At 71.2% G+C, this 14172-nt stretch carries 19 protein-coding genes, 1 tRNA gene and 1 pseudogene; 7 read left to right on the forward strand and 14 right to left on the reverse strand.

The features are described 5' to 3' along the window. Positions 1-30: 30 nt before the first annotated feature. Complete coding sequence (locus ACF061_RS00400) at positions 31-1461, reverse strand: lysine N(6)-hydroxylase/L-ornithine N(5)-oxygenase family protein (protein ID WP_392264530.1); 1431 nt, start codon at positions 1459-1461, stop codon at positions 31-33. Beyond that, positions 1458-2843: a pyridoxal phosphate-dependent decarboxylase family protein gene (locus tag ACF061_RS00405; RefSeq protein ID WP_392264531.1), complete on the reverse strand. Its 1386-nt coding sequence runs from the start codon at positions 2841-2843 to the stop codon at positions 1458-1460. The genes ACF061_RS00400 and ACF061_RS00405 overlap by 4 nt, the downstream gene beginning before the upstream one ends. 212 nt (positions 2844-3055) lie before the next feature. On the opposite strand from ACF061_RS00405, the gene ACF061_RS00410 reads away from it, so the two are divergent. After that, on the forward strand, positions 3056-3607 hold the full coding sequence (locus ACF061_RS00410) for a GNAT family N-acetyltransferase (RefSeq protein WP_392264532.1): 552 nt from the start codon (positions 3056-3058) through the stop codon (positions 3605-3607). Positions 3608-3746: 139 nt separating this feature from the next. On the opposite strand, the gene ACF061_RS00415 is transcribed toward ACF061_RS00410, so the two are convergent. From ACF061_RS00415 to ACF061_RS00425, 3 genes and pseudogenes are all read right to left on the reverse strand, one after another. Continuing rightward, positions 3747-4580, reverse strand: coding sequence for an NAD(P)H-binding protein (locus ACF061_RS00415; RefSeq protein WP_392264533.1), 834 nt, complete (start codon positions 4578-4580; stop codon positions 3747-3749). A gap of 139 nt (positions 4581-4719) precedes the next feature. Continuing rightward, positions 4720-7227 carry an aminopeptidase N gene (gene pepN, locus ACF061_RS00420; RefSeq protein WP_392264534.1) on the reverse strand — a complete coding sequence of 836 codons (2508 nt, stop codon included), beginning with the start codon at positions 7225-7227 and terminating at the stop codon, positions 4720-4722. A gap of 465 nt (positions 7228-7692) precedes the next feature. Further along, positions 7693-7803, reverse strand: a pseudogene (locus ACF061_RS00425) (chorismate mutase); the annotation flags it as partial. A gap of 537 nt (positions 7804-8340) precedes the next feature. Here ACF061_RS00425 and ACF061_RS00430 point away from each other — a divergent pair. After that, positions 8341-8571 (forward strand): helix-turn-helix domain-containing protein, encoded by a 231-nt coding sequence (locus tag ACF061_RS00430; protein WP_392264535.1) that lies wholly within the window; start codon positions 8341-8343, stop codon positions 8569-8571. A 105-nt stretch (positions 8572-8676) separates the two neighbouring features. On the opposite strand, the gene ACF061_RS00435 is transcribed toward ACF061_RS00430, so the two are convergent. Both ACF061_RS00435 and ACF061_RS00440 read right to left on the reverse strand, forming a co-directional pair. Then, entirely contained in the window at positions 8677-8886 is a 210-nt protein-coding gene (locus ACF061_RS00435; RefSeq protein WP_392264536.1) for a hypothetical protein, read from the reverse strand. After that, entirely contained in the window at positions 8883-9083 is a 201-nt protein-coding gene (locus tag ACF061_RS00440; RefSeq protein ID WP_392264537.1) for a hypothetical protein, read from the reverse strand. The genes ACF061_RS00435 and ACF061_RS00440 overlap by 4 nt, the downstream gene beginning before the upstream one ends. 160 nt (positions 9084-9243) lie before the next feature. Here ACF061_RS00440 and ACF061_RS00445 point away from each other — a divergent pair, with 160 nt between their 5' ends. Continuing rightward, positions 9244-9465 (forward strand): GntR family transcriptional regulator, encoded by a 222-nt coding sequence (locus ACF061_RS00445; RefSeq protein WP_392264538.1) that lies wholly within the window; start codon positions 9244-9246, stop codon positions 9463-9465. A 55-nt stretch (positions 9466-9520) separates the two neighbouring features. Here ACF061_RS00445 and ACF061_RS00450 read toward each other — a convergent pair whose 3' ends face one another. From ACF061_RS00450 to ACF061_RS00460, 3 genes are read right to left on the reverse strand one after another with little or no spacing between them, the layout of a single operon-like run. Further along, a complete protein-coding gene (locus ACF061_RS00450; protein ID WP_392264539.1) occupies positions 9521-10213 on the reverse strand; it encodes a hypothetical protein in 693 nt (230 codons plus the stop codon). Between the two features lie 32 nt (positions 10214-10245). Further along, complete coding sequence (locus tag ACF061_RS00455; RefSeq protein ID WP_392264540.1) at positions 10246-10482, reverse strand: hypothetical protein; 237 nt, start codon at positions 10480-10482, stop codon at positions 10246-10248. Next, on the reverse strand, positions 10482-11084 hold the full coding sequence (locus ACF061_RS00460; protein ID WP_392264541.1) for a hypothetical protein: 603 nt from the start codon (positions 11082-11084) through the stop codon (positions 10482-10484). Before ACF061_RS00460 ends, ACF061_RS00455 begins: the two co-directional genes overlap by 1 nt. Positions 11085-11197: 113 nt before the next feature. Here ACF061_RS00460 and ACF061_RS00465 point away from each other — a divergent pair, with 113 nt between their 5' ends. Beyond that, positions 11198-11476 carry a sigma-70 family RNA polymerase sigma factor gene (locus tag ACF061_RS00465; RefSeq protein WP_392264542.1) on the forward strand — a complete coding sequence of 93 codons (279 nt, stop codon included), beginning with the start codon at positions 11198-11200 and terminating at the stop codon, positions 11474-11476. Between the two features lie 34 nt (positions 11477-11510). Continuing rightward, a complete protein-coding gene (locus tag ACF061_RS00470; RefSeq protein ID WP_392264543.1) occupies positions 11511-11708 on the forward strand; it encodes a hypothetical protein in 198 nt (65 codons plus the stop codon). A gap of 161 nt (positions 11709-11869) precedes the next feature. On the opposite strand, the gene ACF061_RS00475 is transcribed toward ACF061_RS00470, so the two are convergent. Then, positions 11870-11946, reverse strand: a tRNA-OTHER gene (locus tag ACF061_RS00475). A gap of 126 nt (positions 11947-12072) precedes the next feature. Between ACF061_RS00475 and ACF061_RS00480 the strand changes: the two genes are divergently transcribed. After that, on the forward strand, positions 12073-12273 hold the full coding sequence (locus ACF061_RS00480; RefSeq protein WP_392264544.1) for a hypothetical protein: 201 nt from the start codon (positions 12073-12075) through the stop codon (positions 12271-12273). A gap of 72 nt (positions 12274-12345) precedes the next feature. Here ACF061_RS00480 and ACF061_RS00485 read toward each other — a convergent pair whose 3' ends face one another. After that, the gene (locus ACF061_RS00485; protein ID WP_392264545.1) at positions 12346-12522 is read right to left on the reverse strand and encodes a hypothetical protein; all 177 of its coding nucleotides are present in this window, start codon (positions 12520-12522) and stop codon (positions 12346-12348) included. A gap of 20 nt (positions 12523-12542) precedes the next feature. Continuing rightward, entirely contained in the window at positions 12543-12755 is a 213-nt protein-coding gene (locus tag ACF061_RS00490; protein WP_392264546.1) for a hypothetical protein, read from the reverse strand. 23 nt (positions 12756-12778) lie between these two features. Between ACF061_RS00490 and ACF061_RS00495 the strand changes: the two genes are divergently transcribed. Continuing rightward, the gene (locus ACF061_RS00495) at positions 12779-13117 is read left to right on the forward strand and encodes a DUF6233 domain-containing protein (protein WP_392264547.1); all 339 of its coding nucleotides are present in this window, start codon (positions 12779-12781) and stop codon (positions 13115-13117) included. Between the two features lie 475 nt (positions 13118-13592). Here the strand turns inward: ACF061_RS00495 and ACF061_RS00500 are convergent, their stop codons facing one another. Then, on the reverse strand, positions 13593-14060 hold the full coding sequence (locus ACF061_RS00500; RefSeq protein WP_392264548.1) for a hypothetical protein: 468 nt from the start codon (positions 14058-14060) through the stop codon (positions 13593-13595). Between the last annotated feature and the right edge of the window lie 112 nt (positions 14061-14172).

A 14172-nucleotide genomic window follows, 5' to 3' on the forward strand; every position in this document is an offset into this window, starting at 1 on the left:
GGGGTGAGCCGGCGGTGAGGGGGCGCGGCCTCAGATTCCGTCCGCCAGGGGTGAGAGGGTTTTCATCCGGTGGGTGTGCGGGATCTGGGGCCGTCGTTGTTCGAGGCCGAAGGTGGTGAAGGCGGTGCGGGCGGGCAGGGGGTAGGTGTCCTTTCCGGTGACCGAGTTGAGGATGGTGGCGCTGCGCCAGGCGGCGAGGCCGAGGTCGGGGGTGCCGACGCCGTGGGTGTGGAGTTCGGCGTTCTGGACGTGGACGTGGCAGCCGGTGGCGGTGATGGCGGGGTCGAGGACGAGGCGGTGGCGTTCGTCGACGCGGGGCCGGCCGCGGCTGTCGCGGCGCAGGTGGGGGTCGAGGCCGGCGAGGAGTGGGGTGAGGGGGCGCCTGCGGTGGCCGGTGGCCAGGACGACGGCGTCGGTGGTGAGCCGGGTGCTGGTGCCCTGCTGGGTGTGTTCGAGGTGGAGTTCGATTTTGTGGGGGCTGGGGCGGCGGGCGGTGCGGACGCGGATGCCCGGGGTGAGGACGGTGTCGGGCCAGCCGCCGTGCAGGCTGCGGCGGTAGAGCTCGTCGTGGATGGCGGCGAGGGTGTCCGCGTCGACGGCCTTGTGGAGCTGCCACTGGGCGGGGACCAGCCGGTCGCGGACGGGCTCGGGCAGGGCGTGGAAGTAGCGGGTGTAGTCGGGGGTGAAGTGTTCCAGGCCGAGTTTGGAGTACTCCATGGGGGCGAAGGCCTCGGTGCGGCCGATCCAGTGGAGGCGTTCTCGTCCGGCGGGGCGGTGGCGGAGCAGGTCGAGGAAGATCTCGGCGCCGGACTGTCCGGAGCCGATGACCGTGATGTGGCCGGCGGTGAGGAGGGCGTCGCGGTGGTGGAGGTAGTCGGCGGCGTGGACGGCGGGTGCGCCGGACGTGTCGAGGAGGGGGCGTAGCGGGGCGGGGACGTGGGGTTGGGTGCCGACGCCGAGGACGACGTGGCGGGTGTAGGTGCGGCCCAGGGCTTCGGTTTCGCCGTCGGTGTCGAGCTGGGTGAAGTCGACTTCGAAGAGGTGGTGTTCGGGGTTCCAGCGGACGGTGTCGACCTGGTGGCCGAAGCGGAGGGCGGGGAGGTTGCCGCAGACCCAGCGGCAGTAGGCGTCGTATTCGGCGCGTTGGATGTGGAGGCGTTCGGCGAAGTAGAAGGGGTAGAGCCGGTCGTGGGCCTTCAGGTAGTTGAGGAAGGACCAGTGGCTGGTGGGGTCGGCGAGGCTGACGAGGTCGGCGAGGAAGGGCACTTGGACGCGGGCGCCGTCGATGAGCAGTCCGGGGTGCCAGTGGAAGCGGGGGCGTTGCTCGTAGAAGGCGGTGGACAGTCCGGTGAGCGGGTGGGCGAGGGCGGCGAGGGAGAGGTTGAACGGTCCGATGCCGATGCCGACCAGGTCGCGGGGGGTGGCGGGGGTGTGGCGTGGTGGGTGCTGGGGGTGGTTCATCCGAGGGTGGTTCCTTCCACCAGTTTCAGCAGGGTGGCCAGGTCGTCGGTGGTGGTGTCGGGGTTGAGGAGGGTGGCCTTGAGCCAGAGCCGGTCGTCGAGGCGGGCGCGGCCGAGGACGGCGCGGCCTTCGCCGAGGAGTCTGCGGCGGACGGTGGCGACGGTGTCGTCGGTGGCGTCGGTGGGCCGGAAGAGGACGGTGCTGATGGTGGGGCGGTCGTAGAGCTCGAAGCCGGGGTGTTCGAGGACGAGGTCGGCGAGTTCGCGGGCGTGGGCGCAGACTTGGTCGACCAGGGCGCCGAGGCCGGTGCGGCCGAGGGTTTTGAGGGTGACGGCGATCTTGAGGATGTCGGGGCGGCGGGTGGTGCGCAGTGAGCGGCCGAGGAGGTCGGGGTAGCCGGCTTCGGTGTCGTCGTCGGCGTTGAGGTAGTCGGTGTGCTGGTGGAGGATGTCGAGGTCGCGGGGGCGGCGGACGGCGAGGAGTCCGGCGGCGGCCGGTTGCCAGCCGAGTTTGTGCAGGTCGAGGGTGACGGTGTGGGCGGCTTCGAGGCCGGTGAGTTTGTCGCGGTGGCGGTCGCTGAGGAGCAGGCCGCCGCCGTGGGCGGCGTCGATGTGCAGTCGGGCGCCGTGGGCGGCGCACAGTCCGGCGATTTCGGGGAGCGGGTCGATGAGGCCCGCGTCGGTGGTGCCGGCGGTGGCGGCGACGAGGAGGGAGCCGCGGGGGCCGGCGATGTCGGTGAGGGCTTCGTGCAGGGCGGCGAGGTCGATGGTGCCGGAGGGGGCCGGGACGATGACGGGGTCGGGCAGGCCGAGCAGCCAGGCGGCGCGGGGCAGGGAGTGGTGGGCGTTGGCGCCGCAGACCAGGCGGACGCCGCCGTCGTGGGTCTCGCGGGCCAGTAGCAGGGCGAGTTGGTTGGCCTCGGTGCCGCCGGTGGTGACGACGGCGTCGGCGAGGCCGGCCTCGTGGGCCAGTTCGCGGGTGACGAGGGCTTCGAGTTCGGAGGCGGCGGGGGCCTGGTCCCAGGAGTCGAGGGACGGGTTGAGGGCGCCGGCGGCGAGGTCGGCGGCGACGGCGACGGCGAGCGGCGGGCAGTGCAGGTGGGCGGCGCACAGGGGGTCGGCGGGGTCGGCGGCGCCTTCGGCGAGGGCGTGGACGAGGACGCGCAGGGCTTCGGGGTCGCCGTGGTCGGGCAGGACGTCTCCCACGGCGTCGCGCAGCCGGGCGGCGACGGCGTCGGGTCCGCCCGCGGGCAGGGGGCCGCCGCGGGCGCGCCGGCCGCTGTCGAGGGCGCCGAGCACGGTGTCGAGCAGCGGTCGCAGGGCGGCGGGGCCTTGGGGACCGGAGGCGAGGGCCCGGAGTGCGGGCGGGGGCGGGGTGCTCATGGGCTGTCCTCCGGGCGCGCGGGCAGGGAGGTCCAGCTTGTACGGCGGGGGTCCGGTGTGCCCGGAAAGCCGGGCGAGCGGAACCCGAAAGGGGGTACTTCCGTACGGGTAGGTGGTGTTGGGGCCGGTGAGGGCCCTGCCGTCGCCGGCTGTCCGGACGGATGGGCGGGGGCGGGTGGACGGATGAGTGGAGGGACGGGGTGGACGGGTCGATGGATGACGTCTTGTCGGTCGACGTGCCGGGTGAGCGGGTGGTGGTGCGGGAGCCGGGGCCGCGGGACGAGGGGCCGTTGCTGACCCTGTTCGAGGAGTGCGAGGACTGGTTCGTGGCGGCGACGGGGCTGCCGTCGGGGCCGGGTGATGTGCAGAGTCTGTTCTACGCGCTGCCCGAGGGGGCGGATCCGGATGCCAAGACCTTGTGGGTGGTGGAACGGGACGGGTTGGTGGCGGGTCTGGTGGACGCGGTGCGCGACCATCCGGAGCCGGGGGCGGTGGCGGTGGGTCTGTTCCTGCTGGCGCCCTGGGCGCGGGGGCGCGGGCTGGGCCGGGCGGTGGCCGAGGCGTTGCTGGCGCGTGCGGGGGGTGTGACGCGGGTGACCGCGACCGTGCCGTGCGGCTGGCGGTCCGGGGAGGGTTTCGTCGAGCGGCTGGGTTTCACGCTGGAGGACGTCTCGGCGCCGTCCGCGGCGGTGGGCGACCGGCGGGCCGGGCCGCGTGGAGGCGGGCTGCGCAGGGCCGTGTTGCGGCTCGGCCCGCGCTCCTGAGACCGCGGGGCCCGCGGAGCGCCGGACCGGGCGGCCGATCCTTGCGGCACGTGGACCCCGCGGCCCGTACGGTCCACCGGGGAGTGGGCCGGTGCGGGGTGCTCCGGTCCGGTGTGGTGGTCCGTGCGGGGTTGTCCGGTCAGGCGCGGAAGTCGGCCGTGTGGTCCTCGGCCCAGCGGGCGAAGGCGCGGGCCGGGGAGCCGGTGATCTTCTCCACCGTGTCGGTGATCTCCGGGGTCGCGTCCACGGCGGCCCGGAAGCTGTCCAGCAGGCCCTGGAGCATATGCGGGGGCACGTGCGGGAAGAGTTCGGGGCCGGCTTGCTCGGGCGGCACCTCGACGAAGCTCAGGTCGCGGCCAAGGGCGCGGCCGATCGCGGCGACCTGTTCGGCGTTGCTGGTGGCCTGCGGTCCGCTGAGGCGGAGGACGGCGCCCTCGTGGCCGGTGTCGAGGAGGGCGCGCTCGGCGACGGCGGCGATGTCGTCCTCGTGGATGGGGGCGGACCGGGCGCCGACGAAGACCCCGCGGACGGTGTCCCCGGCGCGGATCTGCGGCGCCCACTGGAGGGCGTTGGTGGCGAAGGCGCCCGGCCGCAGGAAGGTCCACTCCAGTGCGCTGTCCTGAATCGCCCGCTCCACGGTGGCGTGCATGACGTGGATGGGGTGGGTCTCGTCGGCGCCCTCGGCGATGATCGCGGAGGAGAGCAGGACGACGTGCCGGACGCCGGCCTCGTGGGCGGCCCGCAGCAGGTCGGCCGGCTGCGGGCCGGCGGCCTGGGCGTAGAGGAACAGCTTGGTCGCCCCGGTGAACAGGGCGGCCGGGTCGTCCGGCCGGAACCGCACCACCTCGGCCCCTGCGGGCAGGCCGGCCCGTTGCGGGTCGCGGGTCAGGGCCCGCACGGGCCGGTCGGCGGCGAGGAGGCGTTCGAGGAGTGCACGGCCGACATTGCCGGTGGCGCCGGTGAGTACGATCACGGTTTCCTCCGTGGCTCGGGCTGATCGTCCTGTTAGACGTGCCGAGCCTAGGAAGAAGGCCCGCCCCGGCGCATCGTCGTCGGGGACCAGGCGTGTCGTACGTCCCGGGGACTACGTCCGCGCCTGGCGGGTCCGAGCCCTACCGGGCCTCCCGTGCCCGCAGTGCCCGCGCCAGGTCGTCGAGCTGGTCGACGAGCCGGCGGCGCAGGGCGGGTACCGGGTCGCCGTCGCGCAGGCAGGCCTCGCCGAGGGTCAGGTGCGCGGCGTCGACGGCGTGGGCGGGGAAGGCCCACCGGCCGGCGGCGGCGGCGATGGCGGGGCCGCGGCGGGCGGCGGGCGCGAGTACGTCCTCGTAGTAGCGCGGCACGTAGTCCCGTACGAGGTCGGCCTGTTCGGGCTGCCAGAAGCCCTGGGCGGTTGCGGTGAAAAGGTAGTTGGAGAGGTCGTCGCCGGAGAACATCGCCGTCCAGGCGGCGCGCTTGGCGTCCGGGTCGGGCAGGGCGGCGCGGCAGCGGGCGGCGCCCTCCTGGCCGGTGGCGGACGGGTCCCGCTCGAGTTCGGCGGCGATGGCGGCCTCGTCGGTGGCGCCGAGGACGGCGAGCCGGGCCAGGACGCGCCAGCGCAGTTCGGGGTCGAGTTCGGGGCCGCCGGGGACGGTGCCGTCGGCGAGCCAGGCGGCGATGGTCTCGGGGTGCGCGGCGACGTCGATGAACTGGCGCACGGCGATCAGCCGCAGTCCGGGGTGGTCGCCGTCCTCGGTGCGGCGGATGAGGTCGCGGCACAGGTCGGCGAGGGTGGCGAGGGCGGCGGGCCGCTGCTCGGGGGTGAGGTAGCGGTCGGCGATGTGGACGCGGGCGAAGGCGAGGACGGCTTCGGCGAGGGCGAGGTCGGTCTCGTGCGGCAGGTGGACGCGGGCGGTCTCGAGGTAGGCGGTGGCGGGGAGTTCGCCGTCGCGTACGGCGTCGCGCAGCGCGTTCCACACCACGGCGCGGGTCAGCGGATCGGGCAGGCCGGACAGGCCCTCGCGGATCGCCTGGGAGGACTCGGGGTCGAAGCGGACCTTGGCGTAGCCGAGGTCGGCGTCGTTGAGGAGGAGCAGTGCGGGGCGCTTGCCGATCGGCTGGGGGCCGGTCTGCGGCACGTCGAGGTCGAGGCGGGTGCGCAGGGTGAGGCGGCCCTCGTCGGTGAGGTCCTGGTCGTACAGGCCGACGGCGATGCGGTGCGGGCGGCTGCCCCGGTGGTCGACGGTGAGGGCGCAGGTGCCGTCGGCGGTGGGGGCGACGCGCGGGCTGAGGGTGTCGACGCCGGTGGTGCGCAGCCAGGCCTCGGCCCAGGCGTGGACGTCGCGGTCGGTGGCGGAGGCGAGGGAGTCGATGAAGTCGGCGAGGGTGGCGTTGGCGAAGCGGTGTCGTTCGAAGTGGGTGTTGATGCCGGCGAGGAAGTCCTTCTCGCCGAGCCAGGTCACCAGTTGGCGCAGCGCGGAGGCGCCCTTGGCGTAGGAGATGCCGTCGAAGTTGAGCAGTGCGGAGGCGGTGTCGTCGACGGCTTCGGGGGCGACGGGGTGGGTGGAGGGGCGCTGGTCGGCGTCGTAGCCCCAGGCCTTGCGGGAGACGCCGAACTCGGTCCAGGCGCCGGTGAAGCGGGTGGCGTCGACGGTGGTCTGGTAGCCCATGTACTCGGCGAAGGACTCGTTCAGCCAGATGTCGTCCCACCACTTGAGGGTGACGAGGTCGCCGAACCACATGTGGGCCATCTCGTGGGCGATGACGACGGCGCGGGTCTGCCGCTCGGTGTCGGTCACGGCGGAGCGGAAGACGAACTCGTCTCGGAAGGTGACCAGTCCGGGGTTCTCCATGGCGCCCGCGTTGAACTCGGGGACGAATGCCTGGTCGTAGGAGTCGAAGGGGTAGGGCTCGGTGAACTTCTCGTGGTAGCGGTCGAAGCAGGCTCGGGTGATGTCGAGGATCTCGTCGGCGTCCGCGTCGAGGTGCGGGGCGAGGGAGCGGCGGCAGTGGATGCCGAAGGGCAGGCCGCGGTGTTCGGTGCGCACCGAGTGCCAGGGGCCGGCGGCGACGGCGACCAGGTAGGTGGAGATGCGGGGGGTGGTGGCGGCCCGCCAGACGCCGTCGCCGGTGTGCTCGGTGATGCCGTTGGCGAGGACGGTCCAGTTCTCGGGGGCCTTGACCGTGAGGTCGAAGACGGCCTTGAGGTCGGGCTGGTCGAAGGCGGCGAAGACGCGCTGGACGTCCTCCATGAACAGCTGGGTGTAGAGGTAGGTCTCGCCGTCGGCGGGGTCGGTGAAGCGGTGCATGCCCTCGCCGGTGCGGGAGTAGCGCATGGCGGCGTCGATGCGCAGTTCGTGCTCGCCGGGTGTGAGGTTCTTCAGCGGCAGGCGGTTCTCGATGAGGCCGCCGGTGTCGAGGGGTTGTCCGTCGAGGGTGGCGGAGCGCAGTTCGGCGGGCTTGAGCTCGACGAAGGTGTCCGTGGCGTCCTGGCCCGTGCCGGGGCCGGTGCGTACGGTGAACCGGATGACGGTCAGGGAGTCGAAGGTGTCGTCCCCAACGGTCAGGTCGAGGTCGACGGTGTAGCGGTGGACGTCGAGGAGCTGGGCACGGGTCTGCGCTTCGTCGCGCGTCAGTACGGACATGGACGACATGCTGCCTGATGGCACGGGCAGGGCACGAGGGGGTTACGGGGACAGGTCGGGCGGGGGACGCCGCCCGCGCGCGCCGGGTGGGGTCCGGCGCGCGCCGGGGCCGTGTCGTGGGCGCGGGGTCCCGTGTTCGGGGAGCGGGGAACCGGGCGCCGGGTGCGTCGTGTGCGTCGTGTCATCGGGGGCCCGGTCCGGTGCCGTGTACCCGTGCCGGGGCTGTGCCGCGTACGCCGGGTCCGAACGGACCGCCCGTGCTGTGCCGCGTACGCCGGGTCCGAACGGACCGCCCGTGCTGTGCCGCGTACGCCGCGCCGGGACCGGGCGCCTGTGCCGTGCCCGGGCCGGCCGCCCGTGGCGTGCCGCGCACGCCGTGCGGGGCCGGGCGCTGCCCGGCGTGCCGTCGGGCTGGTCGGCGCTCCCCCGGCGTCTCCGGGCGGCGGCGGTGTGTCCCGGCCGGGGTCAGCCGACCGTCGTCGGGTCGCCGCCGGCGGAGTCCTCGGCGATGCGCTCGTGGTGGCGGATCACCTCGGCGATGATGAAGTTCAGGAACTTCTCGGCGAACGCCGGGTCTGCAGGCTGCAACCCCGGAAGGGCAGGTCAGACGCGTTACGCACTGCACCATCCTGCTTCATCTGCCATCTTCACTACATGCTGCCCACGTATCCAATACAGGGTCGCCACGCAGTGTCGCCCCCTATCCGTCCCCTAAATGATCACAGCATCACGGCAGGTCACAGGGGGAGTTCACGAGCAGACGGCCCCTCGCTTCCACCCCCCGGTGATCGGCGAGGGGCCGCTCCTCGCGTGCCAGGGAACCGCCGAGGGGGGCCTACCCAAGTTCGACGGTTCCCGGCACGTATCTGTCGGCTATCCGTCTAACCAGACGGATGCAGCCGATTCCCCAGTTCACCCTTTCGAGTGAACGTATGTTCGTATTCGAACACTACCTACCACCCTGCGGCGCACGCCAGGACCGCAGGGCTACATGTGGGGGTAGGCGCCGCCTCCTGACGCCGGACGGCGCCGCTTCCTGACGCCTAACGAAGATCAACTAATGCCGCAAAACTGCTGCTGACTTAGGATCAAGATCGCTAAAGCGTTGATCGGGTGCCAGCCTCTGATCACCCGCAGTGGATTACCGACGCCCGTCGGGCGGCCGGCGACCGCATACGAGTGCGGCGGCTGCACCAGAACATGACTCAGGAGTCCCTGGCCTACGCCAGCGGAGTCGACCGGTCGACGATTCAGCGCATGGAGGCTGGACAGGAGATGAAACTGAGCCACATCCTGGCGGTCGCGCACGCGTTGAGAGTGCACGTCACGGACCTCCTCCACTGATGTTGTTCAGTACACAACATCCTGTTGAACCATTCCGCAAGGGTGAAGGTGGCACGTATCTCACCCGTTACCGTGTGATCGATTACGGCGCGTGTAGGCCCTGGCTTACATCTGCCTCCCAGGCAAGTTGTGGGCGCCGTCTTTTGCCTGCCAGGTCCGGTTGGTGCGCACCCGGCCGCGGTGGCAGCGGCACGAGCAGCGCAGCAGCGGCACGGCCGGGCCGGGGCCCGCGAGGAGGTCGATGTTGCCGGTGCAGTGCTGGTGCTGGCCGAGGCTGCACGCGGCCTCGAGGCCGTCGTCGGGGCGGGTGGTCATGCGGCAGGCCCCGCGTACTGCTCGCCGAACAGGGGCGCGTCGTCCGGGCAGGCGTAGATGGACCGGCCGGCCCCGGACGGGGTGTACGCCTCGCCGACGAGGACCGGCTGCCGGGTGAGGCCGCCGCAGTGGCAGCACAGTTGCGGGATCACGTCGGCGGTCTGGCGCCCGGGCGTGGGATCCGTAGGGTGAGTCATCGTCGACGCTCCCTGAAGCGTTGGCCATGCCCCCGGGGTGGCGGCCCACGCTGCCCTGGGGGTCTTTCCTGCTCAGACGGTACCGCTATATGCCGCTACATGGTGCCCCATACGGCCACCTGCGGATGCTCGGGGTGGGGTGCCGCCCTACGGTCCGATCATGAGTGAGGAGCCGATCGGCTACGTGTACGTGCGGGTCGCCGACCAGGTCGAGGCGGAGATCCGGTCCGGCCGGCTACCGAAGGGTGCCCGGCTGCCGAACGAGCGGGACATGGGCGCCGAGTACGGGGTGGCTCCCGGTACGGCTCGGCGGGCGGTGCAGGAGCTGCGCGACCGCGGCTTGGTAACCACCTTGCCAAATAAGGGGACCTACGTCTTGTAGGCCCCAGGCATGGCGATGCCCCCCGACGGAGGACATCTCGCTGTCAGGCTGCCTGCTAGTCCGACTGGGGATCACTCAGGCGGGCGAGAGCATCTGGGTCTGCGCCTGTGGTCAGTGCCCGCTGCGGCGTCCAGCCATGACTCAGCCTCCACTGGATGGTGCCCGCCTTCATCCCAAGCAGCTCTGCCCACTCGGCGAGCGCCTTGGTCTGACCTCGGAAGGTGACGAGCCGGTTGTTGCGCTTATTGCGCTGGTTCGCAACGTGCGGTATCCAGCGGACGTTCCCGGGCTCGTAGCCTCGCGAGTTGTCGATCCGGTCGATTTCGAGCCGAGGGTCGAAACCATCGGTCACGTCGCGCGCGAACGCCTCGAACGACTCTCGCCACTCCGGATACACCGTGATGCCTCGGCCGCCATAGTTGGCGTAGCTCTTGCTCCTCGGGTCGGTGCAGCGCTGGATCATGCTCTGCCAGATCACGTGCAGGCGTGTTCCGCTCTGGCCGTGGGTCCGCCTGCGGGCGGCGGACTGTTCGCGGTGGTAACAGCCACACGAGAGAGTCTTTCCGGTGCGAAGGCGAGTCCCCTGCACCACGACCTGGCGGCCGTCACATGAGCAGCGGCACCGCCATAGAGCTTTCCCCTGCTTGTCGAAGCCGACATGCTCCAGGGCTGCGAGGCGGCCGAACTGGAGGTTCGTCAGGTCGACGATACGGGTGCCGGGTATGTAGCGGCGCGCGGGTTTGCTCACGTCATCCTGCCTTTCAGGGGGCGGGTGGTCGTTCAGGCCACGATCTTCAGTGCGCTCTTCGGTATGCCGCGCTCGATCATCAGGTTCCGCAGCCATTCGGCATCCTCGATGTCTTCGCAGGCCACCTCGACCAGGTCTCCCGGTATCGCCGCGGTGACCGTGGTAAACCGCCAGTGCGGCCCGCGGGCCCTGTACAGGGCCCACCAGCTGGCTGCATCGCGTGAGCAGTAGAGGTTCACGATGACTTCGTTGACGCGGAGGGCTGCCATCAGGCGGCCTGGGCGTAGAGCTCGGTGCGGAGCTGGGCGAAGAAGCGCTCGCCCTCGCCGACGTTCGAGATGCCGGCGTCGATCATGTCGCCGAGGAGGGCGCAGAACTGGTAGGGGGTCAGGCCCTTGATGTGGGAGATGACCTTGCAGTCGGCGCGGTAGCCAGCGATGTGCTTCTCGTAGGACATCCAGGCACCGAGGGCGGTACGGAAGGTCTCCTGGCGGGCCGCATCGTGGGAGCCCTCGTGCCAGGCGGCGCTGGTGATGGACTCCAGGATCTGTGCGTGGAGGTCACTGCCCTTGCGGTAGCGGCGGGTGCGGGCGCCGATGTGAAGGTGGGTGCGCATCTCACGGGCGAAGTTCTGGCCCTTGGTGGAGCGGGCGGCGAGCTTGGCGGCCTTCTCGCTCTTGCGCTCGGCGGCGAGGAGGTCGTCGATGGCGGCCTGGGCGGTGTCGCCGCAGCCGGCGAGCTCGCCGCGAGTGGCGCGCCAGGTCAGGTTGGGGCGGAGACGGAGGTCGATGCTCGAGGCGGTCCAGGTCACGGCGCTGGTGGCGGTGAGGGTGGCCTTGATGCCGTTGATGGTGATGGACTGCTCGATCATCTCTGTCTCCTCGCCTGCTGTTCCCGATGAGCCCAAATTTAGTGGGTACCCATCAATCATGTCAAGTGGGTACCCACTGGATTGTCTGGCGGGTACCCACTACCCTCACCCCCATGGACAAGCCGCCCGCCCCCTTCACGCAGCTCGCCGACCTCCTAGCCGGCGCCGAAACCATCGACCAAGCCAAGCTGCTCACCGACGCCCTCAGTGCCGTGCCCGACCTGCAGAAGTGGCTCCGCGAGCGCCGGCAGCACGTCGTCCGCACCCTGCATGAACGCGACGGCATGAGCTACACCGACATGGCACCGCACCTCGGCGTCAAACCCGAACGCGTCAGCGGCATCGCCCGCGGCCACAGCCGGAGCCCGAGGAAGCCGCGCGACGATTCCTAGGTACCTGTCAGACCTCGGCCGTAGGATCGGGTGCATGTCCTCGTCTTCCCCGGTGCCGGGTGGTGCGGTGCGGCCTGCTGCGGTCGTGAACGCGGACATTCGTGCGCTCGTGCTGTCGTGCGGCGGCTGGCTGTACGGGGAGGCCCGTCAGCGGTACGAGCTGTTGGTCGCGGAGTGGACTGTCGCGTGCGCGGCCGAGCGTGGACGTGAGGACGTCGTCGCCGCGGCTTAGCTTCTTGCCGGGGTCGGCAAAAAGCGTGGTCAGGTAGCCAGCACGCACGAGCGCCCGCCTCCTGTGGGGCGGGCGCAAGGCGATCGTCTCCGGGGGCCGCTCCAGCCCCGCCTGCGGCGGGAGGGTCCAGTTGCCTGGTCCCGACCTGATCCCGGCAGACGCGTGCGGGGCCGGAGTTGAACCGGCGTCCGTGCCGGGGATGAGTCCGGCCGCTCTGTACCCAGTGAGCTACCCGCGCCCCCAGGATGCCACGGGGTGGAGGCGCTGAGCCGGGCCAGCGACTTGATCGCTTTACGGGTGCCCGTAGAGCGATGCGTCACCGCTGGTCACAGCCGATGGGGCGGCCCGGACGTAGACTCCGCTCGTGAGCGCCATCGACTTCCCTGACGACCTGCTGGCCTTGGAGCGATCTGCCTGGGAGGCACAGCAGGCCGGGACCCTCACCTCCGAGCAAGCCGCCGCCGTACAGGCCCGCGTGACCGCGTTCGCGGCCGAGCAGGGACTCGACCGGTATCAGGTGGAGATGGAGCTCAAGCGGGCCGTCCGGCACCCGGAAAGCGACTGACGCAGCAACGCCCCGCCCGGGCGCTGTACCGGGCGGGGCGTCTCAGCGCCAGAGCATGGGCTGATTGATGACTCAACTGTACGAGCCGCCGCCGACAATCCCGGGGCGCCGAGTCGACAGCACGTACACGCCGGGCCCCGCCGACAGGACCCGGCCGGCAGGCAGCAGACGGTCCGGCAACTCGTTGCGGTGGCGGCGCATGATCTGCCGCAGCGCGCGGGCACGGACCGGGTACGGGCGGTGAGTCATGACCCGCATCATGGCAGAGGTCACGGCTCGTCCGGCCACGTCGTCAACGTCGCGCCGGTCGTCTCGTCGGTGAGGGTGATCCGGGCGCCGGGCATGCTGCCGTACTCCCCCACCCAGCCGACGAACTTCCGGCGGGCGGTCGCCTCGCTCCCCCACCAGCCGTGCTGCACCGGCCGGCCGCCAGAGGAGAGCAGCAGGTGGTACCGGCTGGGGGTGTCGGATGGTGCTGTCACCCCGCCATCATAGAATCGAACTTGTGAACGATTTGCCGCCCGATCTGCCCCGGCTCCGCACCCTGGAGACGTGGCTCGCCCTCCAGCTCGACCAGGTGCGGCAGCGGATCACGGCAGTCGAGCGGCAAGAGCAGGAGCGGCAGCAGGGCATCGACGCCCGGCCGCCCGTCCCGGACTGGGTCCTCGAGCGCGGCCTCAACCGCGACTCGCCCCCGGCCACCGTCCACGTCGGAGACTGCCCCATGGCCGGCAAACGGGGCCAAGGCGTACCGCGGGACGTCGCACTCCGGGCACTCGCCGAAGGAGTCGAAGCCTGCGGGCACTGCCGGCCGGACTCGGAGCTCGGATTCGTCGACGGATGACGGCAGCCGCAAAGCCTCCCGTGGGGAGCCGGGAGGTGCGGCGGGCCCCGCCGTCCGCAGCGGACGGCAGGGCCCGAGGAGGGGCGTCCCCTGGGGGATTGGAGGGCGTCCCGTGCGGACCACCATGCACCACAACCAGCCAGAGAGAAAGAGATCAGCCACGGGAATCTGTGCAGCACGGACAGCGCCCGCCAGGACGGGGGGCCTGACGGGCGCTGCGGTCAGTGTGGCACTAGGTGGTGACAGGACGGGCCAGTTCCGCGTAGCGTGTCCCCGCGGCCTGCCTCGTTCGCAGCGACCCCTTCGGGGGCGTGGGGAGTAACCCCCCGGCAGGCCGCACCTTCGTCTCTACAGTCCGATGTCCTCGGATGCGGCGTCGGTCCACTTGTCGGCTTCGCGGATGTAGCCCCAGAAGGTGGGGCTGTTCGCAGCGTGCCCTGACTGGGCGCGGATCTCCTCCTCGCGCCTCCGCGCGCTAGTGGTCCCATGGCAGATCGCGCCACACTCGCCCAGTCCGGATCATCGACACCAGCGAGGAAGTGACGCCGTACTCCTTGGCCAGCTGCGGGTTCGTCATAGTCCCTAGCTTGCTTTTGATCTGCCGGACTTCCTCCTCGGTGAGCTTCGCGCCGGAGCGTGACCCATCACGCAGGGAGACACCTCGCTTCCTGAGCACCCGGCCAACCTGGGTCTTTTCCATGCCGAAGCGCTCCGCGATGTCCCGGAGGCTGAGCGCCTCCTCCTCGTACAGGCGCTGCATTTCAGCCCTCTCCGTCTCTATCCCCTCCCTGGGCGCCGGGAGAGGAAGGTGCCCATCACCGATACGCTCCTTCAGCTGGCTTCGGCGCTGCTCGGAGTAGTCTTCGTCGCAGATGCTGTCCTTTCGTCGCAGGCCTGCGAGGCGCCGCAGTTCCTCGGGGCCGATGCCGTGCGTCTTCGACACGTGGCCAGCCAGCATCGTCCAAGGCCCCAAGCCGCACACCGGGCACATCTGGGACTCAATCGCCTGACGGTACGCCTCCGGAGTCGTGGGGAGTACGTGCTGTGCCTGGCTC

The sequence above is a fragment of the Streptomyces sp. NPDC015220 genome (assembly GCF_043079345.1).
In the GTDB taxonomy this organism is placed as follows: domain Bacteria; phylum Actinomycetota; class Actinomycetes; order Streptomycetales; family Streptomycetaceae; genus Streptomyces.